Genomic DNA, 25,224 nt, shown 5'->3' on the forward strand with positions numbered 1-25,224 from the left:
GTAAGACCGGGCAACCGGACGCCGCGACGAGAAGGGGGAGGCGATCGGATGCCGCACGCCGAGACACTGGGCATGGAGGCGACCTCGCGTACCCGGCTGCGCTGGTGGACCGAGCTGCCGCTGATCCTCCTGGTGTACGCCTGCTACTCGGCGGGCCGGCTCCTCGCGCGCGGCGACGTCACGCACGCGGTCGACCACGGCCTGGCGATCCTGAAGGTGGAGAAGTTCCTCCACATCAACGCCGAGCACCCGCTCAACCGCCTGTTCACCCGTGAGGCCTGGCTCGGCGTACCGGCCGACTTCTGGTACGCGTCCCTGCACTACCTGGTCACGCCGGTGATCCTGATCTGGCTGTTCCGGTCGCGCACGGTGCACTACCGGGCGGCCCGCACCTGGCTGATGACGTCCACCTTCATGGGCCTGATCGGCTTCACGCTGCTGCCGACCTGCCCGCCCCGACTGCTCTCCGCGGGCCACGGCTTCGTCGACACGATGGCCCAGTACAGCTCGTACGGCTGGTGGGGCGGCGAGGCGAGCGCGCCCCGGGGCATGGGCGGAATGACGAACCAGTACGCGGCCATGCCGAGCCTGCATGTGGGCTGGGCGCTGTGGTGCGGGGTCATGCTGTGGCGCTACGGCGGTACGCGTACGACGAAGGCCCTCGGTGTCGCCTACCCGCTGATCACCACGATCGTGGTCATGGGCACCGCCAACCACTACTTCCTCGACGCCGTCGCGGGCGCCGCCGTGATGGGCCTCGGGCTGCTGATCGCGCCGCTCGTGATGCGCGGCGCGGACCGGATCAAGGCGCGCGCGGCGGTCGTCCTCACGCCTGCCACCGCGGGCACTCCGAGCGCTCAGACCTCAATTGTCAGTGCCGGATGCCAGACTTCCGCGGGTGAGCGAATTCCACGGCAGCGCGAGTCACGGTTCGGACCAGGAACCGAGCCGAGTGCCTCTCCCTCGGACGCGGGGGACGGCGCTCCGGCAACAGCTCGCTGAGCTGCGCGGCCCCGACGTCCCGGCCAAGGCGCTCGATGCGCGCGCCCTGGCCGCCCTCGCCGCGAACCCGGGCTGCAGACGGCGGGCGATCCTCGACGGCGCCGGGGTGAACAAGACGGCGCTGGCGAGCGCGCTGGGCTCCCCGTCGGCGTTCGGGCAGTCGCAGTTCGCGCTCACCCGGGGCAACGCCTTCGAGGCGAAGGTCAAGGCCGACGGCGGTGCGGAGCTGCTGCGGCTGGTCCACGAGCGGCTGGACCGCTCCGCCGAGCCGCCCGCCCACGCGCGCGTGCCCGAGCTGACCGCGATCGGCCCCGAGGGGCGCACGGCCCGCACCGCGCTCGCGTTGCGCGAGGCCTCCGAGGCGGCCGGCGAGTGGACCCTGCTCGACCACCCGATGCTCGCCCTCGACGTCGCCGGCTCCCCCGCTTTCCTGGAGCCGGACGCGGTGGTGGTGCACCCGGACGGCAGCTGGACGGTCGTGGAGATCAAGTCCTTCCCGATGCTGGACGGTTCGGCGGACCCCGCGAAGGTGGGCGCGGCGGCGCGGCAGGCGGCGGTGTACGTGCTGGCGCTGGAGCAGGTCGCGGCGCGTCTCACCCAGGGCGGCGCGCCCGCTCCCCGGGTGCGCGAGCGCGTGCTCCTGGTCTGCCCCAAGGACTTCTCCAACCTGCCCACCGCGTCCGCCGTGGACATCCGCAAGCAGCGCGCGGTCACCGCCCGCCAGCTGACCCGCCTCACCCGTATCCAGGACATCGCCGACACCCTCCCCGAGGGCACCTGCTTCGACCCGTCCCGCCCCGCCGACGAACTCACCACGGCCGTCGAGTCGGTCCCCGCCACCTACGCCCCCGAGTGCCTGGCCGCCTGCGAACTGGCCTTCCACTGCCGCGACCGCTCCCGCGCGTCCGGCGCGGTGACACCCCTGGGCCGCTCGGTACGCGCCGAACTCGGCGGACTGACCACCGTGGAGGACGTCCTCGCGGCGGCCCGCGGGGAGTCCGGGGATCCCACCGATCCGGCGGTGGCCGCGCTGAGGCGCGCGGCAGCCCTGAGGGCGGAAGCCCTCGGCGAGGAGGCGACCGCATGTCACTGATCGCCACCGTCGCCCGCCTGGAAGCCGTCACCGCCGGCCGCGCCCAGCCCGCCGCCACCGTCCGGCACCGGCATCTCTCCGAGCGCCCCCTGGTCCTCGTGCCGCTCACCACCGCCGGTGAGGCCGGGGCGCCGCTCGGCGCGCTCGTCGGCACCGACCGGGACGCGCCGCGCCTCCTGGTCGTACCGCAGCCGCGCGACCGGGATCTCCGGTTCGGGTTCCTGGCGGAGCTGGCGGATGTCGTGCTGCCGTACATCGACACCTACGCGGAGGCCGTCGAGGCCGCCGAGCGCAATGAGACCGACCCGGAGACCGGGAAGCGGGTCAAGGTCGAGGTCGAGCTGTGCGCGGACGCCCCGCAGCTGATCGTGCCGAGCCGCGCGGGCGTGGAGTACGTACGGCTGCTGGGCCGCTCCATGCGCTTTCGGCGTACGGCCGAGCAGGACCCGGAGTCCCCGCACCCCGCCCCGCCGCGCGTGCCGCTGCTGGGCCGGTGGCTGACCCACTTCGGGGAGCGGGCCCGGGTCCCCGGCTCGGCCCTGCTGCTCGCCGCGACGGAGGTGCTGTCCCGGCACTGGGCGACCGGCCAGTCCACCCTGGAGGACCAGCACCTGGGCGCGCTGCTCGCCTGGATCGACCCCCCGGAGGGCACGACGGGCGCCGAGGCGGCGCTGGAGGCCGAGCTCGGCCGGGACGCGAAGGGCCAGCTGCTGCACCCGCCGGCCGGCCCGGCCACCGACCCGGCGTTCGACAACAAGCTGCTGGCCCCCGCCATCGAGCGCTACGACCGCGCGCGTACCGCCCTCGCCGCCGCCCAGGACGGTCTGGAGGCCGACGACCGGCTCGGCGAACTCACCACCGCCGAGCGGGAGATCCGGGAGCTGGTGGAGAGCCGGACCCGCCCCACCTGGGACGCGGTGTGGCGCGCCCTGGACCTCCTGCGGGAGCTGCCGGAGGGCACGCGCGTGGAGGAGCGCTGGACCCGGGACCGCTGGTCGTTCACCAGCCACCGCGACCGCGTCCTCGCCGGCGAGCCCCCGCAGCCGCGCCGCGACGACGCGGTCACCGCCGCCAGCAAGCTCGCCACGCGCGAGCGCGAGCAGGCCCGCCTGGAGGCGCAGGAGGCCCTGGACGACCCGCTGGTGATGGCGGGACGGCGGCTGGCCGGGGAGGCGTTCGCGGGCGAGGTCACGGATGTCGTGATGACGTACAGCGAGGGCAAACGCCCCAGCCCGCGCCCGCTGGTCACGGTGCGCACGGACGACCGGCCGTACCTCGCGGAGGGCGTGAAGGTGTACCGCTCGCTGGGCGGCAAGCCGCAGTCGGCGGAATTCGTGGGCCACCAGGGCGACGACTGCGTGGTGCTGCGGGTCCTGGACAAGATGGGCCGCGGCAAGGAGCCGGAGGCCGGTTCCGTGCCGGAGAAGGGCGACCGGCTCTGCTTCACCCTCTTCGAGCACGAGCAGCGGGGCGGCGCGAAGCTCCCCGACCCGGAGAACACGCCCTGGACGCACGGCGGCCCGCCCGGTGAAGCCGCCCAGGAGCCCGCCGACCGCACGACCGAGGAGGACGTCCTGTGACCACGGTCTTCGACCCGGGCGCGGCGGCCGCGCAGGCCACCGACGCGATCCTCCACCACACCCTGCACAGCGAACAGCGCGGTGTCGTCGTCGACTCCCCGCCCGGCGCCGGCAAGTCCACGCTGGTCGTCCGCGCGGCGCTCGAACTGGCCGAGGCGGGGCGCCCGCTGATGGTCGTCGCACAGACCAACGCCCAGGTCGACGACCTGGTCCTGAGGCTCGCCGAGAAGAACCCGGACCTGCCGGTGGGCCGACTGCACAGCAGTGACACGGACGCGTACGACAAGGCGCTGGACAACCTGCCGAACGTACGGAAGTCCGCGAAACCGGCGGAGCTGACCGGCCTCCCGGTCACCCTCTCCACCGCCGCGAAGTGGGCGCACGTCAAGGTGGACGAGCCGTGGCAGCACGCGATCGTCGACGAGGCGTACCAGATGCGCTCGGACTCGCTGCTCGCCGTGGCCGGGCTGTTCGAGCGGGCGCTGTTCGTGGGCGACCCGGGGCAGCTGGACCCGTTCGCGATCGTCGGCAGCGAGCAGTGGGCGGGACTGTCGTACGACCCGTCGGCGTCAGCGGTGACGACGCTGCTGGCGCACAACCCTGACCTCCCCCAGCACCGCCTCCCCGTCTCCTGGCGGCTCCCGGCGACGGCGGCGGAGCTGGTCTCCCGGGCCTTCTACCCCTTCACGCCGTTCCGCAGCGGCACCGGCCACGGCGACCGCGCCCTCGCCTTCGCCGTCCCGTCCGACGGCTCCGGCCCCGACCGGGTCATCGACGAGGCGGCGGAGTCGGGCTGGGGACTGCTGGAGCTGCCCGCCCGGCACACCCCGCGCACGGACCCGGAGGCGGTACGGGCGGTGGCACTGGTCGTCCGCCGTCTGCTGGACCGCGGCGGCGCGGCCACCTCGGAACGCTCCCCGGACCCGTCCCCGCTCACCGCCGATCGCCTCGCCGTCGGCACCGCCCACCGCGACCAGGCGGCGGCGGTCCGCGCGGCACTGGCCGAACTGGGCGTCACCGAGGTGACGGTCGACACGGCGAACCGTCTCCAGGGCCGCGAGTACGACGTCACGGTCGTCCTCCACCCCCTCTCCGGCCGCCCCGACGCCACCGCCTTCCACCTGGAGACGGGCCGCCTCTGCGTCCTCGCCTCCCGCCACCGGCACGCGTGCATCGTGGTGTGCCGGGCCGGGGTGGGCGAACTGCTGGACGACTATCCGTCGACGGAGCCGGTGCAGCTGGGGACGGTGGTGAAGTTCCCGGACGGCTGGGATGCCATGTTTACCACATACCTTCACCTCCTGGAGCACCGTGTGTCTTGGCGCCCCTGACCAGCAGAAAGCCCCGCCTGCGCGCCACGGGGGAGCAGCGCACAGACGGAGCAACCGACCCGCTGAGCCTTTCTCGGGCCGTCCTCAGCAGGTCGGGATCATGGGGTGTGCCGGACGTTGCGGGGGTCGTCGGGGTGGCCGTGGATCATGTGGGCGTGCATGCCGTAGACGACAGCTCGGGCGTTCTGTGAGTTGCCGGTAGTTACGGCCGCGCTGAGGGTGTCTCGCAGCATGCCGCACGTGGCGCACCGGTCCGGATCGACCGGACCGAGGCGAGGCGTCGTGAGGTCCACGAGGAGCATCACGCGCCTCCGCAGTGCTGGCACGGGAACGGGCACGCGGGAAGCTGAGTTCTTCTCGGGATGTGGACTACCCCGGAAGTCGTGTCGAGCGCTCCGCCGTACTCCGTCCACCAGCCCTGGGGAGAATCCGCGTACGGTCCCAGGGGATCGCTGGTGAGGCTGACCAACTCCGGGTCGGGTAAGGCACTCGGTCGGGCGCTGACGCGCTTTGCGGGGACTGTCACGAGGTGGCCTTGTCCCGGGGGCATTCCACGTGCCGGTAGCGCACCTGGGGACCGGCCGACGATCGGTCAGTCGTGATGCGGCGGCACGGCTCAAGGCTCTTGATCGGCTTCTTGCAGTCGGGGCACGATTCCCCGTTGGGCGCGTAGGTCGTGTACTCGCCCTGTCGCGCGTCGGTTTCCGCCGTGGTCTGGCTTGCCATGGTCGCTGTCCCCTCACGTGGTCCGATGACAACCACGCTAGGAACAGCGGAACCTCAACTCACAGCCGATTGCACGAGATTGCGCGCCAATCACCCCAGAGAGTTCATCGCGGCTCTGATCAGTGCTTGAGCCTTCGCGCCGTACACCGCGATGTCTGCCAGTGCGGCGAACGTGTCGGCGTACGTAGCCACTTCTCGGGGCTGTGTGATCGTGAGGTAGCCGGAGACCAACTCGACGTTCACCTGTGCTGTGTCGAAGATCCAGAATCCCTCAACAGGCATGCGGGAGCGGCCGATCGTCGTGCGCACCACTCCCAAGCTGACGTTGGGCAGTGCAGCAACCGTAAGCAGATGTTCAAGCTGTTCAACCTGAGTGTCGGGCTCACCGAGTGCGTTCCTCAGAGCCGACTCCTCCACCAGGAACGCGAAACGACGCTGTCCCTCGTACAGAACATGCTGACGCTCCATCCGCGCTGCCACGGCGTCGGCCACGTCATCGATCTCGACCCGTCGACGCTGCACGGCCCGCAACACGTCTTCGGTATAGCCGTACGTCTGGATCAGTCCGGGAATGAGCCCCGGCGAGTAGGAGCGGAACCAGCGGGTTCGTTCGTACAGCGGCAAACGCGCTTCCTGGGCCTGCCGCAGCCCAGCCCGTTCCATCCGGCGCCACTCCACCCACATGCCTTCAACGGCCCGGAGAGAGGCAATCAGATCCTCTGCCTGATCCTCAGCGCCACAGGCACGGCACCATGCCCGGATGTCGTCGGCAGAGGGAGAGGTTTTCGCGGTTGAGATCCGGGAGACCTTCGCTGGGTGCCAGCCGCACGCCTCAGCAAGACGCTTGCCGTCCAACCCGGCGTCCTTGCAGATCTCACGCAGGCGATCAGCAAGGACTTTCCGGGCTGCCTGAACACTTGATGATCCTGATACGGCCATGGCGCGAACCGGTCAGACCGGCTTGTACTCCCCGTGAGGCGTGGCCCGTTCCCAGACCGTTTCGAACGCGGTACTCACCAGCTCCACGACGGCTGGTTCGGTGCACCACTCACGGTCAACTACCTCCCCGACGCCGGAGAAGTAGGTGAACAGCACTGAAGACTTGTCGAACATCCAGAGATCTGTACCGGGTAGGGGGATGTCGGCCGCCTTGCGACGGGGAAGCCAGCGGACCAGTTCACCCGCCGCAACGTTCGGAAACGTCACGTCGTACTCGTACTTGATGTAGTCCGTCACCGGCTCCGAGATGATCCGGGCCCGCCGCATGACGACTCCGCGCGCCGTCACCTCGGCCACCACGTCCAGGAACGGACGCCACCACGTCGACCGGCCTGCGCCAGGGTCAAGGCGCTTCCCGCTCTGCCACGCGATGAACTCAGGGTCGGTGGGCTGGTACGCGTCGCGCATTTCCAAGTGCACGGCGGAATGACGGGCTTTCGCCAGACCGTCAAGCACGGGGTTCGTCATGGTTGCTACTCGCTGTCGGGGCCGGGGATGTACTGGAGCATGACCTTCGGAAGCCTGATAACCGTCTCGTGATCCGGCACATCAGTCGAGTGCCCGGGGATCGAGCCGATCTCCTGACATGCCTTCACCTCCGCCTCCGTCGCCTTGTACGACTGGATCAGAAGGTCTCCCGTCTCTTCGTCCAGCCAGATCGTTGGTGAGTCCGTGTCCGGCGTGTTCGGGATGATCCCAAGGAAACGTAGCTGCATGACTGCTCCCTCCGTCGATGCGATTGCGCCCGATTGCACGACCATCACCCGCCTGACGGATCACGTCAAGAGGGCATAGCCAGACAGCCGATGAACGTGGAAGAGCCCCCCAATCCGCCTCTGGCGAGGGCGGGTTGAGGGGTTCTTTTGATTGCTTCGCAGCGTTAGAGCAGCGCGCGGAAGGGGTTGGCGTCCAGCGGTTCCAGCCGCTTCGGCGCGGGCGCGGGTTCGGGGGCCTGTGCCGGTTCGGGGCGGTAGGCGTCCAGGCGGACGACCGTTGTGCGGTTCCGCTCACGCTCCGCGCTGGCCGGCCTGGGCTCATCAGCTGTTTTTGTCGACGGAGCGTTTTCGGACTCGTCACCGCGCAGCGTGAACACCGTTGCCGGACGGCCGCTCTTTCCGGACCGCTCCACCGTTACGACGATTCCCGGAAGCGCCTTCACTGCTTCCGCCGACGCTCCGACGTACGGGAGTACCTGAGAGGACGTGGCCCGTCCGCCGTGCAGGTCGATCCGGGCCCGGACCTTGTCCTCAAGGCTGAGCGGCTGTCGCTTCACCTTCGGGGAGGTGGCCCCCTTGGTGATGCGTACGGCGTCCTGGACCGACCGGCGGACCAGAGTGAAGGCGGCCGACAGCATCTCGTGAGTGATGGTCTCCGAGCACTCGGATGCTGCCAAGCAGGCGGCAACCCGAAGGGTCTGTTCCGAGGTCCGTTCGATGAAGACGGCCTGACTCTCCGGCAGGGTCTCGCCCAGGATGCGCGCGTACCGTCGCACGATCCGCCACAACGGCCGGGCACCCTCCCCTAGCGTGATCACGCGCGGCCGAGCCGTGGCCCATCCGTAGGCATCGGACAACTCCCGTCCGTCCACCTTGGGCAGGCTCACCCGGTCGTCGTCCAAGAGGGGCACCGACCTCAGCAGGAAGGGAAGTATGCGGTTGTACGAGCCGCCCGCCGCTTCCGACTCGCCCACGTACTTGCTCCAGTCGGAGGGCGTGACGTGGCAGTGCAGGACCATGGCCGGGTCGCGTACTTCCTGCGCCTCTTCCTTGGTCGTGTTCCGCAGCGTTGCCCCGTCCCATGCGGTCCGTAGCTTGGTCGTGAACGATGCGTCCCGCTTCACCCGGCGGAGCACTTCCGACCACTCCTCCTCACAAACGAACGCCCTGACGTCCCGCCCGTGTTCGGTCTCGGCGGTGGCTTCCTGCTGCTCCCACAGGTGGTTGACCATGCTCGCCCCGGACGTGATCCCGGACGTGGTGTGCGTAGCGAGAAAGCGGCCAAGAGCCTTGTCCAGGACGTGATGTGCGGCCCGCAGCGCAGTCCCTTTTCCACGTCCGGTTCCGGCGACAACGGCCGACCACAGGAGTACGGGACGGGTGTTGCCACGGGAGGAGACCTTGACCGTGCCCCCGATCGCGGCCGACCACATCGACAGGGCGGCCACGTACACCCCCAAGGGGTCCGCTTCCAGGAACGGGGCGATCCTGCGGACCACGTGACCGATGGGACCGTACAGAACGGGGGTGCTCATGCTGCCTCAATCTCGAAGAGAGTTGCTTGGGTGGCCTCTGTCCGGGGAGGCCGGGCCCAATCGGCGCCCGGCACGACGGGGGCGACGCTCACGCCGCGATCGCTTTTCCCTCCGACGCATCCCGGTGCGCCAACTCGTAGGCGTGCCTCACGTTCATCGGAATGCGGCCCTTCGTGGGGACGGCGTGGCCGTTCTCTCGCGCCCACGCCCTCACGGCACTGTTGCGTTCACGCTCGCTCATCCCGGAACGGTCGGCCTTGACAGGCTCAGGAATCGGGTCCCCTCCAACCAACTCACCGGTGCAGACTGCTGACTTGAAGCGGCCCGGGGCGCGTACGTCCACGCACGGGATGTCTCTCTCGGACGCGTCCCGCAATTTGGTGCCGTTCCGGTCGCCGCCCTCACCCAGGATCAGCAGGACTGTGCTGTCATCGGCACGGCCGACCACCTGATACCCAAGGTTGCGAACAGCCGCGCGAGCGTCCTCCCAGTCGTAGCCGGGCACTTCACCCGCGATCATCACGGACCGAACCGGCCCAGGGTCGGGCTCCACCACGGGAACCGCTTCCGGCTCCGGCTCAACGGGAACGGGCTCAGGCTCAGTCGGTGAGCCCTCGTTCTCAGACGGCGAGCCCAACGCGTCGCAGAGGTAGCGGCCAAACGAGACGTCGTGCTCCAAGCACAGGTGCCACGTGTCCTTTCCCAGCGTGAGCGATGACGTGGCCTCTACCTCTGACCCGTCGCGAGCAATGTGGGCATCGCAATACGTGTACTCAACCGGAACAAGGACCGTCTTTATCATCGCGCCGTATTCCTTCGTTAGGGCGGAAGTCTTAGCGGGAGGCCGGAGCGTTGCTCTTACGGCCTCCCCGCTTGACTCCTATTCTTCCGCACCCCCATCACGGAACGATAAATGCAAGATAACTGGACCATTACTCAAATTCTCGAAATTTGAATTACGAGGGTGGGGTAATGGGTAGTTCTAAAAGAATAGGACCCACCGGGGGTGCCGTTTCTTCATCGTTTGATTGCTAGTCAATTTTCAGGCACTCGAAGCATGAAGGCTGGTCGTGTATCTGACCGTCTCCCCAGGGTTCTTCCATTCCACTGGCCCGCCAGGCGACGTGGAGCACCCACAGGTCCCAGCATGTGTGGCAATTGGTGACGGTTTCCCCGTCTTGCCAGTCGGAGAAGTCCGGGCATTCGATGCCTTCGACATGGGTTTGGAAAGTGCGGCCGGTGGGAGCCTTGGCGGCCTGAGCAGCCTTGCGCCGGGCGAGCTTTTTACTCATCTCCCATCACCCACCCAAGTGCCCGCATACCCTCCGGCGTGAGACCCAGAGCCCTCACGAGGTGCCGGTATTCCATGTGCTGAGTGTTGGTGGCCGCGCCAGCGAGAATGGCCGACCAGTAGACGACCACGGCAGCCACCACACCGGCCGTGGAATCGTCCCACTGCGATGCCTGAGGAGTCTCCCAAAGCTCCTTCCAGTAGGCCCGTTCATGGTCGGTCCAATCCCGGCCCGCAGGAAGGTCAGGAACTGGCAGACTGTGTTCCAGCGGGAGAACGGTGAGTTTCTGTGCTTCGCGATACCTGCTGAATGGCGAAGCGGGATTGCGTGGCTTGGGCAAGGGTTCTCCGGAAAAACGGACAGTCACGGCCGGCGAGGCCGTGCTGTCGACGGTCGGTTAACGAAATGGGCCCCTGCGTATCGGCAGGGGCCCGAATCAATCTAAAGGTCAGGAAGTGGGCCAGGTAACCGCAGCCTTCACAATTCCCTTAGTCGGTTTGCTCGTGTCCCAGGTGTTGTCAGCCTTCTTGGTGTCCATATTGGGGTAGCGAATGACCGCTCCGCCATAGACGTGCAAGGAGTCCACGAAGTCAGCTCGATAGCGCTCACTCATACCTTCGCGGAAATCGTTGAACTGGCTTGCGAACGTACTGAAATCAGGATGGCCAGCGACGATATCCACGCCAGACGGCATGGCGGTTGTGGAAGCAACTGTGAACCCCGCAAGGCGGGCAACGACGCCATTGGATGTCACGCCGCCCTCGCCGTATGCGGCAGCATTCGCGATGGGCGGATGCTCGATGAGATACCGCTTCACGCGAGGGGACACCACGACGTAGCGCCTATCCTCGGGAACGTCGCTCTCATCCAGCTCCAGCATTATGTCAAGAATCGCACCGTAGAAACTGGAGGGAATGCCGCCTGCGACAGGAGTGATGTTCGGAAGTGCCGTAGCGCTGCTCGAAATGACGTTAGCCATATAAGTGTCAGCCTTGGCGGCGAGAGCACGAACCATCTGCCGGTTGATGGGAGAGCTGAGATTCCCGGAAGCCACCTGCACTCGTTCAGCATTTTCTATCAAAAGCTGGATGTAGTCGGCCTCCGTGATCGGGATTTCCTGATCGACAGTCTCTGGCCGCTGTGCGGTCATCCCGTCGGCAATCGTGTACTCACCGACCGTGGGCCTGATCAGGGAGTTCACGTGAACGACATCGCCCCGAACCTGGATCTCTCCCTCATAGTCCCGGTTACTCACAAGACGAGAAGCCCACACAAGCAAGGGATCGAACTGTTCGAGAAGGTCAGACGCCCACTGCGCCGGAACGAAGGTGTGGGTTCCCGCATGCTGATACTGAAAGACCATAGATGTGTCTCCTTCTTACTTTCGGTGTCGTGCGTCGAGAGATACGCGAGGGTACTCCGGGATGGGATTGCCACCCCGGTTATGTCCTGCCCCTGCAAGTTGTGGCAACGTCGGCTCCTTCGGCTTGAAGGGCGCCAGGACCTCTTCAATGGCCTCGGCCGAAGGCTTGCCATCTTCACCAAGCAGCTTCGCAGCTTCCAGGTAATCCGTGAATCCGTCAGGAAGGCTGATCCCGGCCTGGGCGGCATGGGTCTTGAGTTCAGCCCTCGCCAGCTTCCCCGCATACTCCTGCGCAACCTCGGCCCGAATGGAATCGGAAGCGTCGGCAGGCATGACCTCGGGATTCAGTTCTGTGTCGCTCATGCGACACCTCCTATCTAATGGTTCGGATTCAGGCGGCCACGCTGGTCTCCACGTCGGCCATAAAGGAAGCCAACGGCGTACGAAGATGCCGCGCAGCCAGTACGAGCGTGCGAAGACTGGGGCATGTTTCTCCAGATTCCCAGCGACGCACAGTTGACGGGGCTACACGCATTTCTTGAGCCAGGGTCTCTACTGACAACCCTAGTGCCACACGACGGTCGGCAAAGAAGTGGCGATCGAACATTGATGACTCCGTTCCAGTCATGCAGAAATGCACGACAGAAGGCAAAAGAAGACCCCGACCTATCCAGCCGGGGTCTAGCCAGTTTCGTGAGGTTGCCTCTCACTGATGATGTACGTGTCCTATCGAGCAAGACCGCCCGATGAAGTAGGAGGTGAGACGGACACCACAGAAGACCTGCTCTCACTCATGATGTCGGTGTCACAAGATGCGGTCTGCGACAACCGATTGGGCAAGTGGGACGCACATCACGCTCCGCATGAGCCCGTCAGGCTCCGGCCCCCTTGATTTCCTCCACCAACGAAGCCAGCTTGTCCGCCACGGTGCGCAGCTCTTGGGCGCGAGTGCGGTACACCTCGGCCCCGGCATCGCTCATCCCTGGCTCCTTGGCCTTCGCCTCCAGCGCTTGGACCTGATCGCGGAGAGTGCTCCCGATCGTCCGCTCAACGATGTAGGTGTATCCACCCAGTTCCAGCAGTCCGTGGTACTTCTCCAGACCTTCGATCTTGATCTCGGCCACGCTCGGCCCCCTGTTTCTCTCGGCCAGTTGCCCACTGGCAGCCAGGGCAGGTACTCCCTGCCGGGGACAGCCTAGGGATGCTCCCTCAGCCTGTGCCGATCTAACGTCCCATCCTTCAAGCTGAGTTGGCTCTCCCCTGTGTTGCTGGCAACAAGGTGCACAACTCCACTTGCCTGGGCTGATCCAGGACCCTTCAAGGTCCTAAGACAGATACGAAACGAGAGAGGGCCCCGGCAATGGGCCCTCTACTCACTACTACCTACTCACTACTACCTACGCTCTATGAGCTACGAACTATCAACTATTAACTAAGCCACTGGTACAGCAGGAAAATGGAAGCACTAGGCCGCCAAGGCAGCACGACATGCCAACGGCCCCCAAGCCGGTATGGCGTTGAACGGATCTGTAGGGTCCGGGCAGTGCCCCTCAGGGTGCGCCGGACACACCTCAACGGTTTCGGTCGCGGAGGGTTCAGCCGGCCGTGGCCCAGCGTTTTTCGTCTCTGGTTTCCTCCTGGGCTTGCTCGGCTTGGTGTCGGCCACCGTGAGTACTTCGCCGCGGGCTGACTGTGCCAGCGTCGGATACGTCTCATCGTCCTCTAGCAACTCGACCGGTAGGGAAAGGAGCAGATTGGCCGCACGCCCCTGCTTGCCGTTCTGGGTGAAGAACCCGAATCGCGTCAGCGTGTCCCGGCACTTCTTACCCGGATGGTCATTCGTGTTGTATCCCAGCTCATCAGCGATGGTCGTGTCCCCCGTGAACATCCGCCCGGTCCGGCCGTTCGTGTGCCGGAGCTGGGCCAAGGCCCACAGCAAGTGTTCTCGGCCGAACTCGGGGGCATCCCGGGCCAGTAGGCCACCCGACCCGAACGCATCGAACAAGGCCCGGGTCCACTCGATCTTCACGTCATGGTTCGCTCTAACCAATCGACGAGGCATTGCACTATCAGGCATTCGCACTTCCAGGGTGAGATGAAGAGGACCCCGGGAGGCCCCGGGGTCCAGAGGGTTTCAGTTTCCAGCAGGTGGACTAGAAGTCAGGGTCAAAGTCATCCCTGCGCTCATCCAGCTTCAATTCCTCTTGTTCGGCAATCTGTTGAGTCATCTCTTCCAACATGTTGCAGAACGTCGCGTATGCGCCGCGTTCGTACTCCACGCCGTCAGTAGAAGACCACATTCCTTGCAGGGCATCACCCGCCCGCTCTTGCAGGTCCGTCGGGGTCACCAGGCCGATAGACGGACCGGCCTTGGGACTGCCTACGAGGAACAGCCGGAAACCGGCCTTGCGTAGGAAGGGGCCGCGTTCCTTCCACTCCCCCATCTGCTGCCACTTCTGCCGGTACGTCTGGCCGGTGCTCTTCTCCTCCCAACGGCCCGGGATGAACGGCTCCTCGTTGAGTGCTTCGAGGTTCGAGGCGTGGCGTTCCATGGTCGCCGTGAGCGCGGTCACGGCGGCTGCGGAAGAAGCTTGGGCGATGGCCTGGGAGAGGTTCTCCATGGCCGCTTCCAGTTCCTTGATCTGCGCCCTGTTGTCCTTGCCAGGGACATACGTGCGTTCCGTGATGTGCTGATCCCCCAGCTTCGAAAGGAACGTCTCCTCCACGGCCTCGTAGATCTCCTGCTGAGGCCAAGAGGTGGAGAACTTGCACGCTTCGCCATTGGACCAGGACCCACAGCGGAAGTACTTGTGCTTGCGGGTCTCCCCAGTCCGCAGCGTCACCATCGAGCTGTTCTCATACATCTTCATCCCGCACGGGCAGTACAGAACCCCCGTCATCGGGGATGCGGTGGACTTGATCCCCGCCCGATACTTGCCCAGGTCGGCAACGGCGATCTGGAGCTTGTCGAACTCCTCTTCCGTCAGGATCGGGTCGGCCCATCGAACAGGAAGCCCGTCTCTCAGCAGCGCTTCGCCCTGGTGCATGGCGACACCCTTCAGCGTGGGCTTCTTCAGCATCTTGCCGAGCGTGGACGTGCTCCACTTGGTGCCCTTGATGTGCGTCTTGACGCCCACCTTCTTCTCTGCCGCGTTGATGCTCCGCTGGTAGTCCTGGGAGGTGAGGACGCCACGCGGGCACCCGCACGACGGCTCCTCGCTGCCCTGCTCGGGGCATTCGGAGACGTGCCGGGGACGGGAGTTCCACGCGGTGCAGACCTGACCCATGGACCAGCCCTGATCGACGATCAGCTCGTACGCCTCCCGAATCAGGGGACCTGTCACGGAGTCGATGACGAGCTTGTACCGCTGCTTGCCGTTGTGGTCCATCACGACCGGCCGATAGCCGAAGGGCCACGTGCCACCGCCCCAAAGGCTCTCGTCCCGGTAGTACTGCGTCTGGTTCCGACGCTTCCTGACGATCGCCTCGCGGTACTCCTGAGCCTGGGTCGCCTTGATGTACGCGATCATCCGGCCGGTGGGGGTGTGGATATCGAGGGCCGGGTCATCCAGGCAGACGATCTCCTTGCCGCCCTTGTGGCAGCGCTCCGCGAACCTGTCCCAATGGTGCTGATCCCGGGTGATCCGGTCCAGCGACGTGACCATGAGCGCGTCCCACTCATGCCAGAGCGGGTCTTTCATCCAGCGGCCCAGCTTCGGGCGGTCATCGAGGTTCACCGCACCGGAGACACACACGTCCTCGACCTCACCGGCCACGGTGAGGCGGCCTTCGTTCGCCGCCCTGTCCAGCTCCTCCCCTTGGCGCAGAAGAGCGGAGCTGTCCTCGGTGTCGCGGCTTATGCGCCGCACCTTCAGGACCCGCATACCGGTTAGGAGTCGTGTACTGCTCATGTCCTCGCCTTCCATCGCAGGGGCCCCAGGAATGATTTGGTGATCCTATCTTCCTAGGGCTGGGAGGCCAATCACGCGGTGCTGGCGCGTCTCGCGGAGCACCGGGTGGTCTGGCGACCGTGACGGACGCGCCGGCTCAGCACCGACGAACGCCGAGCTCAACGCCGCCCCCTCGCCGGACGGAGTCCGGCACGCCGCCGGAGGCGGCCAAGGGAAACAGCCCGGACGGCTGGGAGGCGAATCACGCGGTGCTGGCGCATCTGGCGGAGCACCGGGTGGCCTGGAGCCCCTGAACCGCCCTGCCCGCCTACTTGCGCCCGCGCGAGACAATGGACGACGGCCCACTCACCGACAGGCGGGTCATCGGCGACGTACGAGGAGGAGAAGACATGGCGGAGCCCACGCCGCGTCGGAATGAACCGCGGCTACGCCCCGCGCCCCTGATCTTCGAGCCCGCGGAGGCGGCCGCCGACCCGGAGCACTTCTTCGATCTGGAGTCCATCGACGACCCCCGGGCGCTGCTGGCCCGGGCGACGGAGCTGACGCACGCCTTCCGGGCGGCGGCGGACCGCGCGGTGGAGTTCCAGGCGATGGCGGCGGCCCAGCTGGCGGATCCACGGCGGTTCGACCGGCTGACGCCGGCGGACATCGCGGAGCGGGCGGAGTGGACCGAGGACTACGCCAAGAAGATGGTCGAGTTCGGCCGGGACCTGATGCGGGGCGCCGAGGGCAGGGGGACGGTGGACCCCGCGTAAAGCTTTGGCATATGCCAGGTGGGCAAGATACTCCCCGCCACCCCGCCCTGTCCCGGTTTCCGGCAACCCTCGGAAACGGAACGCTCACAGCCGGTACATCTGGATGCATGAGCAACACATCCAAGGAGCTCTACTCCGACCGTTCCGACGTCAGCGGGGTCACCGCGGACGGAGCCGCGTGGCTCGCCTCGGCAGGAACGTATCCGCGGAGCACGCTGGCCCTGTGGGAGGACCGGCCCGACGCCCCGGTCGTACTGCCCTGCGGTACCGCCTTCGACGTGGTGAGCGCCCCCGCCGTCTTCGGGCGCCGCATGCTCGACCAGCTGTGGGACGAGGGGCCGGGCTCGGGGCCGGTCGCGGCGTTCCGGGGCCGGATGCTTCTCTTCTCGGCGCCGGGGACGGCGTACCGGCTGCCGTCGCTGCTGCGGTGGGAGGAGTTCGGCCGGACCGGAGCGGTTCCGCCGCTGCTGTGCCATGGCAACGGCGACGCGGTGACCGTCCCCGCACCCCTGCCGACGACCACCGCCCCGACCCCCTTCGACAGCCGCTGGCTGGTGGCCCCCGACACACGTCACCCCTGGTTACCGGGTGCCGAGATCCTCGTATGGGCGGCCGTACGGGCGGCCCGCGCGGCGGTGCGCATATCGATTTTTCCTCCCGCCGATCAGGATGCTAAGGTCTACGACGTCAGCAGGCGCCGCTAGCTCAGTTGGTTAGAGCAGCTGACTCTTAATCAGCGGGTCCGGGGTTCGAGTCCCTGGCGGCGCACCGACAACGAAGGCCCTCCGTGAGAACGGGGGGCTTTCGTCATGCAGGCGGGATCTCTGAGTCTTCCGGCGCCATGGAGGCGGCTGGGGGTCTGGGGGTTATCCCCCAGATGGACGCAGCATCAGCGGGTCCGGGGTTCGAGTCCCTGGCGGCGCACAGACAACGAAGGCCTCTCGCGAGAGCGAGGGGCCTTTCGTGTATCCGCCCGTCCCGCTGAACCGGCACATCAGCCCGTCGTGATCCGCACCGTCCACTGGCCCGATGCCGTCCGGCCCTCCACCTCCACCCGTACGCCCTCCCCCGGCACCGTGAAGCTCTCGCCCAACCCGACCGGGGCGTCCGCGAGGGGTGGGTAGACCGAGCCCTCCCAGCAGGCCTCCGTGTCGGGGTGGGCGTCGATGACCTGGAGGGGGCCGCCGCCGGAGGGGGAGCCGGCGTTGACGCGGTAGACGAGGACGCCCTCGCGGCAGGTGGAGGTGTCGTTGCCGACGGCTCCGCGGGCCTCGAAGGCGAGGGCGCTGTCGGCGCCGGTGCGGACGACGGCGAGCTTGGTGCCGCGGCCGAGGCCGAACGTGCCCGGGGCTCCCGAACCCGCCCCCGCGCCCAGCGGCTCCAGGGTCAGCCGGGTCGAGCCCTGGACGCAGGCCACCTGGCGCGGTTCCAGCCAGCCCAGCTTCCACTTGTGCCAGGCGAACAGGTCAGGGGCGAGTCCGAACTGGCTGCCCATCAGGTCCCAGTCGCCGACGTACGTGTCCCAGTCGCCCTTGCCGTCCACCGGCCGGTGATAGAGGTCAGGCAGGTCGAACACGTGGCCGGTCTCATGGGCGAGAACCAGCCGGTCCGGTGGGTGCTGCTCGAAGACCGTGACGACGCGGCGGATGTCCGTGCCGTCGGCCCGGAGTGGGACATCCAGGTTGACGACCTTCGTGGCGTCCGAGTCCACGCCCGGCGCGTCCGGGTCGGCGACGAAGTAGACGACGTCGTAGCGGGAGAAGTCCACCTGTCCGTCCGCCGCGGACAGCGCGTCGCGCAGATAGGCGGAGCGGTGGGCTGCGTTCCAGTCCCGCCGTATGGCGTACGACGTGGAGGGCTGGGGCATCCGGATCCAGTTCCGGAGCGGGTGCGGGCGCAGGGTGAACTTGCCGTAGGAGGCCTGCTCGAAGAAGCGGCTGGTGGCCGGGAAGTGGTCGGCGGCCAGTTCGGCGGGCCGGGTGCGCGGGGTCGCGTCCGGGAAGGACAGGAACACCATCACCGCGTCGAGGGTGCGGGCGGGGCGCGGATAGGCGGCGTTCCAGGTGTCGAGGCCCTCGGAGTGGTGCGCCTGAGTGCGGGTCAGGGCACAGGGTTCGGCCGAGAAGGGTTCGGCGACCGACGGACCGGTGATGAGGGAGGTGGCGGCCAACGCCGTCATGGTGGTGAACACGGCCGCGGTACTGCGCAGTCTGGGGCGCGGAAGAGGGCGCGGCACAGGGACCTCCGGGTGCGGTTCGCGGGACACCGCACCCAGCCTGTGTGAGATTGTCGTACTACGCCCTGTTTGTCTGCACCAGACGAGTGAGTACGCAGAAGAACCGTCAGAAGCGACACCCCGAATCGCTCACGGAACGTCACACCTGGTCGGGAGCACGGACAACCCGTCCAGGTGCGGGCAGAAACGATCTGTCAGAAGGGCCGGTTGGTCCGCGACACTGGAGGGTGGCTGGAAGGGGTGGGGGCCAGCCTCTATGATCGGCACACTTTCCTGCACGGACAGAGATCGAGTGCACTGCGGGAGCGAACGGTGAGCGGAACCTCCGAAGGGCCGACGCCCGCGGCAGATCTCAACCGGGCCGTCGTCACAGAGAGTGACTTCAGTACCACGTATCACACGTACCAGTCGGCGTTCGCGGCCGCGCCGCTCGCCATGGCCGTCGTGGACCGCGAGGGACTCGTCGTCGGTGCCAACGGCACACTCGGCGAACTCCTCGGCAGCGCGCCCGAGTCGCTGGCCGGGCAGGTCGCCGCCGACCTGGTGGACCTGGCCTCGGACGCGCGTACGTGGAGCGCGTACCAGGAGGTGCTGCGCGGCCGGCAGGCGAGACTGCGCTGCACGCGGCGGCTCAAGCACCCCGACGGGCAGTCCCTGTGGGTGCAGGTCACGGTCGCGCCGCTGGGCACGGGTGAGCCGGGGGTGCTGCTGTCCCTCGCCGACATCAGCTCCCAGCGAGAACTCCAGGCCCGGCTGCGGCACTTGCAGATGCACGACCCGGTGACCCGGCTGCCCAACCGCACTCTGTTCTTCGAGCGTCTCTCGGCCGCGCTGGAGGTCGAGTCGTACGCGCAGGGCGGCACCGGCCGGATCGGGCTCTGCTATCTGGACCTCGACGGCTTCAAGGCGATCAACGACACCCTCGGCCACCGCGTCGGCGACCGGCTGCTGGCCGCCGTCGCCGAACGCCTGACGCGCTGCGCCGACGAGGCGGGCCTCACCCGGGGCAGCGCCCCGCTGGTCGCCAGACTCGGCGGCGACGAATTCGCCCTGCTCGTCGAGGACTCGACCGGCACGGACCAGCTCGCCGACCTCGCCGAGGCCGTACTGAAGGCGGTCCAGGCGCCGTTCGACATCTCCGGCCGGCGGCTCTCGGTCTCCGCGTCGATCGGCGTCGTGGAGCGGCACGCGGCGGGCACCACCCCCACCGCCCTGGTCCAGGCGGCCGATACGACGCTGTACTGGGCGAAGGCCGACGGCAAGGCCCGCTGGACGCTCTTCGACCCCGAGCGCAACGCCCACCGCATGACCCGCCAGGCCCTCGCCTCCACGCTCCGGCCGGCCATCGAGCGCGGCGAGTTCGTCCTGGAGTACCAGCCGCTGGTCGGCATGGAGGACGGCCGGCTGCGCGGGGTCGAGGCGCTGGTGCGCTGGAACCATCCGCAGTTCGGCATGCTGACGCCGAATCGGTTCATCGGACTGGCCGAGGAGGACGGTTCGATCGTGCAGCTCGGCCGCTGGGTCCTCGACACCGCCTGCCGCCAGGCCCGGCAGTGGCAGCTGGACCACCCCGACGAGCCGCCGATCTTCGTCAGCGTCAATGTCGCGGTCCGCCAGGTCTGGGACTCCGACCTGGTCGAGGACGTCGCCGACATCCTCGCCGAGACCGGCCTGGCCCCGGGCCTGCTCCAGCTGGAGCTGACGGAGTCGGCGGTCATGGGCTCCGCGGGCCGCCCCCTCCAGGCGCTCCAGGCCCTGAGCGACATGGGCGTCCACATCGCCATCGACGACTTCGGGACGGGCTACTCCAACCTCGCCTATCTCAGCCGACTGCCGGTCGCCGTACTGAAGTTGGACGGTTCCTTCGTCCGCGGCTTCCAGTACGAGGGGACGGGCGCGCCGCCCAACCCCGCCGACGAGGTCGTCGTCGAGGCGATGATCCAGCTGGCCCACCGGCTGGGGCTGACCGTCACCGCGGAGTGCGTGGAGACGTCCGCCCAGGCGTCCCGGCTGCGGCGGATCGGCTGCGACACCGGCCAGGGGTGGCTGTACTCACGGCCGGTGACGCCGGATCGTATCTCCGAGTTGATGAGCCGTCAGAGGGTGGGCAACCCGTAGGCGTCCGCGATCAGTTCGTAACTGCGCACGCGGAGCTCGCCGTTGTGGGCGTGGGACGTGAGCATCAACTCGTCGGCGCCGGTGCGCTTCTGGAGGTCGTCCAGGCCGGAGCGGACCTCGTCGACCGTGCCGTGGATGACGTTGGCGTTCCAGGACGTGATGAACTCGCGTTCCATGGGGCTGAATTCGTAGGCCTCCGCCTCCTCCGGGGTGGGGACGAGGCCGGGGCGGCCGGTGCGCAGCCGGATCATGTTGAGGCTCGCGGCGAGGACCTGGCGGCGGGCCTCCTTCTCGTCGTCCGTGGCGAGTGCGGAGACGCCGATCAGGGCGTAGGGCTCCTGGAGGACTTCACTCGGGCGGAAGTGCTCGCGGTAGAGGTCGAGGGCCGGGACGGTGTTCTGCGCCGAGAAGTGGTGGGCGAAGGCGAAGGGCAGACCGAGGGTGGCGGCGAGACGGGCGCTGAAGCCGGAGGAGCCGAGCAGCCAGATCGGCGGGCGGTGCGGGGACTGGACGCCGCCGGGGGACGTCGACTGGACGGGGCCGGGGACCGCGTGGATACGGCGGTAGGGGTGGCCGTCGGGGAAGTCGTCGTCCAGGAAGCGGGTCAGCTCGGCCAACTGCTCCGGGAAGTCGTCGGCGCCCTCGTGAAGCGTCTGGGTCCGGCGCAGGGCGGCCGCCGTGGCGCCGTCGGTGCCGGGGGCGCGGCCGAGGCCCAGGTCGACCCGGCCCGGCGCCATCGCCTCCAGGGTGCCGAACTGCTCCGCGATGACCAGCGGGGCGTGGTTGGGCAGCATGACGCCGCCCGAGCCGAGCCGGACGCGGTCGGTGTGGGCGGCGAGATGGGCCAGGATCACGGCGGGCGAGGAGGAGGCGACACCCGGCATCGAGTGATGCTCCGCCACCCAGTAACGGTGGAAGCCCCGCGACTCCGCCAGCTTGGCCAGCGACACGCTGGTACGGAGCGCGTCGGTGGCGGTGCGACCGGCGCCGACGGTGACCAGATCCAGTACGGAGAGGGGGACGGGCGCGGTGCCGTGGGCTGTACCCCGAATCTCGTCTGCCGTCACTGTGGAGCCTCCTGTGTGGTGTGCCGTGCGCGGTCCTGGCAGGGCCGACAGGAGGGGCTAACAGGAGGGGGGCTCCGTTTTATTCCCGGGCTGGGGGGGGCGGCTAGGTGGTGGCCTTCTCCCAGACCTTGACCGTGAGGTTGACTATCCCGGTCCCGGGGTCCGCAGAATCGACGGTGGCCAGAGCGACCCGGCCGCCGTCCGTGAACAGACAGACACTACGGCCATCGGCGACCGCAGGCGCCGACTGGGTTTTAGTGGTGGCGAGCAACTTGCACTCACTGAAATCCGGATCTTCCCCTTCGGGCACGAGCGCATAACTGTTCCCGTACAGCTTCGCTTTCGGGCCGTCGAAACCGTAGGTGTCGATATCGCCTCCCCCTCGTTCGGGCGGCACGAGATCGAGATCGAATCCCTGTTGCTGGGAAAGCAGCGGTCCGGTCCACTGCACCTCCGGCACCTCCGCGTCCGGCGGCGTCGAATCGCCACCGTCAGGATTCTCGCTCTGCACGACAGGCTCGGCAGAGGTCGTGACGGTGGCCGTAGCCGTAGCCGTCACCGTGGCCGTCTCCCGCACCGCCACCGGCGACCTGACCCCCGCCGCCGGAAGCCCAATGAATCCGACGGCGAAGGTGAGGATGCCGACGCCCGCGCTGATCAGCGCCGCGAGGGTCTGCCATTTATGTGAGGGCCCGGGAGGCCTGGGCGGCGGGTACGGCGGCGGCGTGAATGACGACATGTGAATCCCCCGATGAATCCCCCGAAGATGACGCGGGCAGCAATTGTCGCGCCGTCACGGTCACCCCGGCGACGGAATTCACACATCCGTTGGTGAATTGAATTCCCGCCCGTCACACCTGCACGATCGGTTCCTTCGTGAACAGCGCTCCCAGCCTCGGCGCGTTCACCCGCCGGTCCGCGAGCCGGAGCCCCTCCCACACGGTGACCTGGTTGGCGGTGAGGACCGGCTTGCCCAGTTCCTTCTCCAGGGTCGGGAGGTGGGCGGCGGTGTGCAGGGCGGTGTCCGGGAGGAGGAGGGCGTCGGCATCCGGGGTGTCCGCCTCCCGTGCCAGTGCGAAGACCTCCGTCTCACCCCACGTGCCGACCTCGGCGGCCGTGATGATGCCGGCGCCGCGGACCCCCGTCACCTCCAGGCCGCCCGCGCGCAGGAACTCCGCGAACAATCCCGCCACGTCGTCCGGGTACGTCGCCCCGACCGCGACCCGGCGCACCCCGAGCTCCCGTGCCGCGTGCACGAAGGCGAAGGACGTCGAGGAGGCCGGCATGCCCGCCGTGCGGGCGAGGGTGCGGACCTGGTCGTGGGCGCCCTCCCAGCCGTAGACGAAACTGCCGCTGGTGCAGGCCCACACCACGGACTCGGCGCCCGCCATGCGCAGTTCCTCGACGCCGGCCGCGAGGCGTTCGGGTGAGCCCATCTTCAGGAGGGCGTCCTCGCGGTGGGCGTCCTCGCCGATGTCGGTGTGGACGACGTCGAGGCGGATGTCGCTGCCCAGGAGCTGCTCGATGCGTGGATAGTCGTCCTCGGCGGAGTGGCCCGGGTAGAGAAATCCGAGTGCGGTCATGACCAGCCTTCCTGCTGCTCTGCCTGGCGCTCTGCCTGCTGCTGCTCTTCTTCCGGCTGCTTTTCCTGCGGGAACACAGGGCCGGACCGTGCCGCCGGATCGACCAGCGTCTGATACGGCCCTACCGCCCGGGTACCCAGCCGACGCAGCGCCGCCCACATCGTCACCTGGTTGGCCGAGATCACCGGTATGCGCAGTTCCGCCTCCAGTTGCGGGATGACGTCGTACGTCGGGAGGTTGGTGCAGCTGATGAAGAGCGCGTCGGCGTGTCCGCGGACCGCCTTGTGGGCCATGGCGACGACCTCCCGGTAGGGCACCTTCCAGATGTGCCTGGTCAGGCCCATGAAGGCGCAGCCGGACACCGTGACGCCCGCCTCCGCCACGTACTCCTCCAGGGAACGGGTCACCGAGACCGTGTACGGCGTCACGAGGGCCACCCGTCGTACGTCGAGGTCGATCAGGGCCTCCAGCAGGGCACCGGAGGTCGTCACGGAGGGGACCTCGCCCGCCCTCGTCATCGCCTCGCACATCGCGCGCTCCCCCGCGATGCCGCCGACGAAGCTGCCCGACGTGCAGGCGTAGGCGACGACCTCGGGCGAGATGGCGTGCAGGGTGCGGACGGCGTCGTGCAGGGTCTCGTGCTCGCTGACGAGACGGGCCAGGTCGAGGCTGACCTCGACGGGGACGTACGGGGTCCTGGTGAGGTGGAGCGAGATGTCGTCCGGGACCCAGCGCCACAGCTCGCGGTCCAGGGCGAAGTCGAAGGGCGCCACGACACCGATGCCGCGTTGCGGGCGTGGTCCGCCCAGAAAGGAGACGTCCATGGCTGGCACCGGCCTCACGGTGAGAGACGGGGGGACAACGGACCGTACGCACGCCCGTGTTGACGAAGGTAGGTTCGGGTGCGAGCGTGGTCAATCCGCGCATGTCAGACGCCTGTGGAGGACCGCCTTCGCATGACCTCCCCCACCCTGCTCGTCCTGGACGCCGATCCCCGCCCCCGCCTCGGCAGTCTCACCGGGCGCGCCCGCATCGAGCACACGGACGCGTCGACGCTGGCCGAGCGGCTGCCGTACGCCGATGTCCTGCTCGTCTGGGACTTCACCTCCCACGCGGTGCGCGCCGCCTGGCCGGGCGAGGGGCCGCGGCCGGGCTGGGTGCACACCGCGAGCGCGGGCGTCGACCATCTGATGTGCCCCGAACTCGCGGCTTCCGACACGGTGGTGACCAACGCGCGCGGGATCTTCGACCAGCCGATCGCCGAGTACGTCGCCGCGCTCGTCCTCGCGATGGCGAAGGATCTGCCGCGGACGCTGGACCTCCAGCGGGAGGGCGTGTGGCGGCACCGGGAGTCGCGGCGGGTGTCCGGGACACGGGCCGTGATCGTCGGGTCGGGGCCGATCGGGCGGACGATCGCCCGCACTCTCAAGGCACTTGAGATCACCACGGCGATCGTCGGCCGCACCCCCCGCACCGGTATCCACGGCCCCGGCGACCTCGACCGGCTCATCGCCCGCGCCGACTGGATCATCGCGGCGGCCCCGCTCACCGAGCAGACGTACGGCATGTTCGACGCCCGGCGGTTCGGGGTGATGCAGCCCTCCGCCCGGTTCGTGAACGTGGGGCGGGGTCAGCTCGTCGTCGAGGACGCGCTCGCGGAGGCGCTGCGGAAGAGATGGATCGCGGGGGCCGCCCTGGACGTCTTCGAGCACGAACCCCTGGGCCCCGACAGCCCGTTGTGGCGGGTGCCCGATCTGATCGTGTCCCCGCACATGAGCGGCGACACTATCGGCTGGCGGGACGAACTCGGCTCGCAGTTCCTGGAGTTGTACGACCGGTGGGCGGCGGGCAAGCCGCTGCTGAACGTGGTCGACAAGAAGCGTGGATACGTACCCGGACACTGACCTGGGGGTGTGC

26 protein-coding genes and 1 tRNA gene are annotated in these 25,224 nt (G+C 68.0%); 9 read left to right on the top strand and 18 right to left on the bottom strand.

The annotated features are described in order from the left end of the window. Window positions 1-48: 48 nt before the first annotated feature. From ABZ928_RS27435 to ABZ928_RS27450, 4 genes are read left to right on the top strand one after another with little or no spacing between them, the layout of a single operon-like run. On the top strand, window positions 49-1,002 hold the full coding sequence (locus ABZ928_RS27435; RefSeq protein WP_361524254.1) for a phosphatase PAP2 family protein: 954 nt from the start codon (window positions 49-51) through the stop codon (window positions 1,000-1,002). After that, on the top strand, window positions 953-2,095 hold the full coding sequence (locus ABZ928_RS27440; protein ID WP_361524257.1) for a hypothetical protein: 1,143 nt from the start codon (window positions 953-955) through the stop codon (window positions 2,093-2,095). The genes ABZ928_RS27435 and ABZ928_RS27440 overlap by 50 nt, the downstream gene beginning before the upstream one ends. After that, window positions 2,086-3,675: a hypothetical protein gene (locus tag ABZ928_RS27445; RefSeq protein WP_361524259.1), complete on the top strand. Its 1,590-nt coding sequence runs from the start codon at window positions 2,086-2,088 to the stop codon at window positions 3,673-3,675. The genes ABZ928_RS27440 and ABZ928_RS27445 overlap by 10 nt, the downstream gene beginning before the upstream one ends. Further along, on the top strand, window positions 3,672-5,006 hold the full coding sequence (locus tag ABZ928_RS27450) for an AAA domain-containing protein (RefSeq protein ID WP_361524262.1): 1,335 nt from the start codon (window positions 3,672-3,674) through the stop codon (window positions 5,004-5,006). The genes ABZ928_RS27445 and ABZ928_RS27450 overlap by 4 nt, the downstream gene beginning before the upstream one ends. 522 nt (window positions 5,007-5,528) lie before the next feature. Here ABZ928_RS27450 and ABZ928_RS27455 read toward each other — a convergent pair. From ABZ928_RS27455 to ABZ928_RS27515, 13 genes are all read right to left on the bottom strand, one after another. Further along, entirely contained in the window at window positions 5,529-5,732 is a 204-nt protein-coding gene (locus ABZ928_RS27455; protein WP_361524265.1) for a hypothetical protein, read from the bottom strand. Window positions 5,733-5,822: 90 nt separating this feature from the next. After that, complete coding sequence (locus ABZ928_RS27460) at window positions 5,823-6,671, bottom strand: helix-turn-helix transcriptional regulator (protein WP_361524268.1); 849 nt, start codon at window positions 6,669-6,671, stop codon at window positions 5,823-5,825. Between the two features lie 12 nt (window positions 6,672-6,683). Further along, window positions 6,684-7,199: a DUF6879 family protein gene (locus ABZ928_RS27465; protein WP_361524271.1), complete on the bottom strand. Its 516-nt coding sequence runs from the start codon at window positions 7,197-7,199 to the stop codon at window positions 6,684-6,686. Between the two features lie 5 nt (window positions 7,200-7,204). Next, the gene (locus ABZ928_RS27470; protein ID WP_361524274.1) at window positions 7,205-7,447 is read right to left on the bottom strand and encodes a hypothetical protein; all 243 of its coding nucleotides are present in this window, start codon (window positions 7,445-7,447) and stop codon (window positions 7,205-7,207) included. Between the two features lie 164 nt (window positions 7,448-7,611). Then, window positions 7,612-8,982 (bottom strand): DUF3987 domain-containing protein, encoded by a 1,371-nt coding sequence (locus ABZ928_RS27475; RefSeq protein WP_361524277.1) that lies wholly within the window; start codon window positions 8,980-8,982, stop codon window positions 7,612-7,614. An 88-nt stretch (window positions 8,983-9,070) separates the two neighbouring features. Continuing rightward, on the bottom strand, window positions 9,071-9,784 hold the full coding sequence (locus tag ABZ928_RS27480) for a histone-like nucleoid-structuring protein Lsr2 (RefSeq protein WP_361524280.1): 714 nt from the start codon (window positions 9,782-9,784) through the stop codon (window positions 9,071-9,073). Window positions 9,785-10,013: 229 nt separating this feature from the next. Further along, the gene (locus ABZ928_RS27485; protein WP_361524283.1) at window positions 10,014-10,274 is read right to left on the bottom strand and encodes a hypothetical protein; all 261 of its coding nucleotides are present in this window, start codon (window positions 10,272-10,274) and stop codon (window positions 10,014-10,016) included. Window positions 10,275-10,722: 448 nt separating this feature from the next. Next, complete coding sequence (locus ABZ928_RS27490) at window positions 10,723-11,637, bottom strand: hypothetical protein (protein WP_361524286.1); 915 nt, start codon at window positions 11,635-11,637, stop codon at window positions 10,723-10,725. Window positions 11,638-11,652: 15 nt separating this feature from the next. Next, window positions 11,653-12,000 (bottom strand): hypothetical protein, encoded by a 348-nt coding sequence (locus ABZ928_RS27495; protein WP_361524290.1) that lies wholly within the window; start codon window positions 11,998-12,000, stop codon window positions 11,653-11,655. A 28-nt stretch (window positions 12,001-12,028) separates the two neighbouring features. Beyond that, complete coding sequence (locus ABZ928_RS27500; RefSeq protein WP_361524293.1) at window positions 12,029-12,265, bottom strand: helix-turn-helix transcriptional regulator; 237 nt, start codon at window positions 12,263-12,265, stop codon at window positions 12,029-12,031. Window positions 12,266-12,509: 244 nt separating this feature from the next. After that, window positions 12,510-12,761, bottom strand: coding sequence for a hypothetical protein (locus ABZ928_RS27505; RefSeq protein ID WP_361524296.1), 252 nt, complete (start codon window positions 12,759-12,761; stop codon window positions 12,510-12,512). Window positions 12,762-13,102: 341 nt separating this feature from the next. Beyond that, window positions 13,103-13,666: a hypothetical protein gene (locus tag ABZ928_RS27510; RefSeq protein WP_361524299.1), complete on the bottom strand. Its 564-nt coding sequence runs from the start codon at window positions 13,664-13,666 to the stop codon at window positions 13,103-13,105. A gap of 124 nt (window positions 13,667-13,790) precedes the next feature. Further along, window positions 13,791-15,548 (bottom strand): recombinase family protein, encoded by a 1,758-nt coding sequence (locus tag ABZ928_RS27515; protein WP_361524302.1) that lies wholly within the window; start codon window positions 15,546-15,548, stop codon window positions 13,791-13,793. Between the two features lie 389 nt (window positions 15,549-15,937). Here ABZ928_RS27515 and ABZ928_RS27520 point away from each other — a divergent pair, with 389 nt between their 5' ends. From ABZ928_RS27520 to ABZ928_RS27530, 3 genes are all read left to right on the top strand, one after another. Beyond that, the gene (locus ABZ928_RS27520; RefSeq protein ID WP_361524305.1) at window positions 15,938-16,303 is read left to right on the top strand and encodes a hypothetical protein; all 366 of its coding nucleotides are present in this window, start codon (window positions 15,938-15,940) and stop codon (window positions 16,301-16,303) included. 107 nt (window positions 16,304-16,410) lie between these two features. Further along, a complete protein-coding gene (locus ABZ928_RS27525) occupies window positions 16,411-17,007 on the top strand; it encodes a bifunctional DNA primase/polymerase (RefSeq protein WP_361524308.1) in 597 nt (198 codons plus the stop codon). After that, a tRNA-Lys gene (locus tag ABZ928_RS27530) sits at window positions 16,998-17,071 on the top strand. The genes ABZ928_RS27525 and ABZ928_RS27530 overlap by 10 nt, the downstream gene beginning before the upstream one ends. Before the next feature lie 226 nt (window positions 17,072-17,297). Here the strand turns inward: ABZ928_RS27530 and ABZ928_RS27535 are convergent. After that, window positions 17,298-18,539 (bottom strand): M6 family metalloprotease domain-containing protein, encoded by a 1,242-nt coding sequence (locus tag ABZ928_RS27535; RefSeq protein ID WP_361524311.1) that lies wholly within the window; start codon window positions 18,537-18,539, stop codon window positions 17,298-17,300. Between the two features lie 312 nt (window positions 18,540-18,851). Between ABZ928_RS27535 and ABZ928_RS27540 the strand changes: the two genes are divergently transcribed. Continuing rightward, window positions 18,852-20,657 (top strand): EAL domain-containing protein, encoded by a 1,806-nt coding sequence (locus tag ABZ928_RS27540; RefSeq protein ID WP_361524314.1) that lies wholly within the window; start codon window positions 18,852-18,854, stop codon window positions 20,655-20,657. On the opposite strand, the gene ABZ928_RS27545 is transcribed toward ABZ928_RS27540, so the two are convergent. The 4 genes from ABZ928_RS27545 to ABZ928_RS27560 form a co-directional block, all read right to left on the bottom strand. After that, on the bottom strand, window positions 20,636-21,724 hold the full coding sequence (locus ABZ928_RS27545; RefSeq protein WP_361524317.1) for an LLM class flavin-dependent oxidoreductase: 1,089 nt from the start codon (window positions 21,722-21,724) through the stop codon (window positions 20,636-20,638). The genes ABZ928_RS27540 and ABZ928_RS27545 overlap by 22 nt on opposite strands. A 103-nt stretch (window positions 21,725-21,827) precedes the next feature. Next, a complete protein-coding gene (locus tag ABZ928_RS27550) occupies window positions 21,828-22,463 on the bottom strand; it encodes a hypothetical protein (RefSeq protein ID WP_361524320.1) in 636 nt (211 codons plus the stop codon). 112 nt (window positions 22,464-22,575) lie between these two features. After that, the gene (locus ABZ928_RS27555; RefSeq protein WP_361524322.1) at window positions 22,576-23,307 is read right to left on the bottom strand and encodes a decarboxylase; all 732 of its coding nucleotides are present in this window, start codon (window positions 23,305-23,307) and stop codon (window positions 22,576-22,578) included. After that, a complete protein-coding gene (locus ABZ928_RS27560) occupies window positions 23,304-24,131 on the bottom strand; it encodes an aspartate/glutamate racemase family protein (RefSeq protein ID WP_361524325.1) in 828 nt (275 codons plus the stop codon). The genes ABZ928_RS27555 and ABZ928_RS27560 overlap by 4 nt, the downstream gene beginning before the upstream one ends. Before the next feature lie 132 nt (window positions 24,132-24,263). Here ABZ928_RS27560 and ABZ928_RS27565 point away from each other — a divergent pair, with 132 nt between their 5' ends. Next, entirely contained in the window at window positions 24,264-25,211 is a 948-nt protein-coding gene (locus tag ABZ928_RS27565) for a D-2-hydroxyacid dehydrogenase (RefSeq protein ID WP_361524328.1), read from the top strand. The last annotated feature ends 13 nt before the right edge of the window (window positions 25,212-25,224 follow it).

It is taken from the genome of Streptomyces sp. NPDC046909, from assembly GCF_040644695.1.
Taxonomy (GTDB): Bacteria; Actinomycetota; Actinomycetes; order Streptomycetales; family Streptomycetaceae; genus Streptomyces.

Coding starts and splice junctions, on each gene's coding strand:
- ABZ928_RS27560 (WP_361524325.1), bottom strand. CDS start 24,131: ATGGACGTCTCCTTTCTGGGCGGACCACGCCCGCAACGCGGCATCGGT.
- ABZ928_RS27465 (WP_361524271.1), bottom strand. CDS start 7,199: ATGACGAACCCCGTGCTTGACGGTCTGGCGAAAGCCCGTCATTCCGCC.
- ABZ928_RS27500 (WP_361524293.1), bottom strand. CDS start 12,265: ATGACTGGAACGGAGTCATCAATGTTCGATCGCCACTTCTTTGCCGAC.
- ABZ928_RS27525 (WP_361524308.1), top strand. CDS start 16,411: ATGAGCAACACATCCAAGGAGCTCTACTCCGACCGTTCCGACGTCAGC.
- ABZ928_RS27495 (WP_361524290.1), bottom strand. CDS start 12,000: ATGAGCGACACAGAACTGAATCCCGAGGTCATGCCTGCCGACGCTTCC.
- ABZ928_RS27490 (WP_361524286.1), bottom strand. CDS start 11,637: ATGGTCTTTCAGTATCAGCATGCGGGAACCCACACCTTCGTTCCGGCG.
- ABZ928_RS27445 (WP_361524259.1), top strand. CDS start 2,086: ATGTCACTGATCGCCACCGTCGCCCGCCTGGAAGCCGTCACCGCCGGC.
- ABZ928_RS27485 (WP_361524283.1), bottom strand. CDS start 10,274: ATGAGTAAAAAGCTCGCCCGGCGCAAGGCTGCTCAGGCCGCCAAGGCT.
- ABZ928_RS27435 (WP_361524254.1), top strand. CDS start 49: ATGCCGCACGCCGAGACACTGGGCATGGAGGCGACCTCGCGTACCCGG.
- ABZ928_RS27455 (WP_361524265.1), bottom strand. CDS start 5,732: ATGGCAAGCCAGACCACGGCGGAAACCGACGCGCGACAGGGCGAGTAC.
- ABZ928_RS27550 (WP_361524320.1), bottom strand. CDS start 22,463: ATGTCGTCATTCACGCCGCCGCCGTACCCGCCGCCCAGGCCTCCCGGG.
- ABZ928_RS27520 (WP_361524305.1), top strand. CDS start 15,938: ATGGCGGAGCCCACGCCGCGTCGGAATGAACCGCGGCTACGCCCCGCG.
- ABZ928_RS27565 (WP_361524328.1), top strand. CDS start 24,264: ATGACCTCCCCCACCCTGCTCGTCCTGGACGCCGATCCCCGCCCCCGC.
- ABZ928_RS27480 (WP_361524280.1), bottom strand. CDS start 9,784: ATGATAAAGACGGTCCTTGTTCCGGTTGAGTACACGTATTGCGATGCC.
- ABZ928_RS27470 (WP_361524274.1), bottom strand. CDS start 7,447: ATGCAGCTACGTTTCCTTGGGATCATCCCGAACACGCCGGACACGGAC.
- ABZ928_RS27515 (WP_361524302.1), bottom strand. CDS start 15,548: ATGAGCAGTACACGACTCCTAACCGGTATGCGGGTCCTGAAGGTGCGG.
- ABZ928_RS27555 (WP_361524322.1), bottom strand. CDS start 23,307: ATGACCGCACTCGGATTTCTCTACCCGGGCCACTCCGCCGAGGACGAC.
- ABZ928_RS27460 (WP_361524268.1), bottom strand. CDS start 6,671: ATGGCCGTATCAGGATCATCAAGTGTTCAGGCAGCCCGGAAAGTCCTT.
- ABZ928_RS27475 (WP_361524277.1), bottom strand. CDS start 8,982: ATGAGCACCCCCGTTCTGTACGGTCCCATCGGTCACGTGGTCCGCAGG.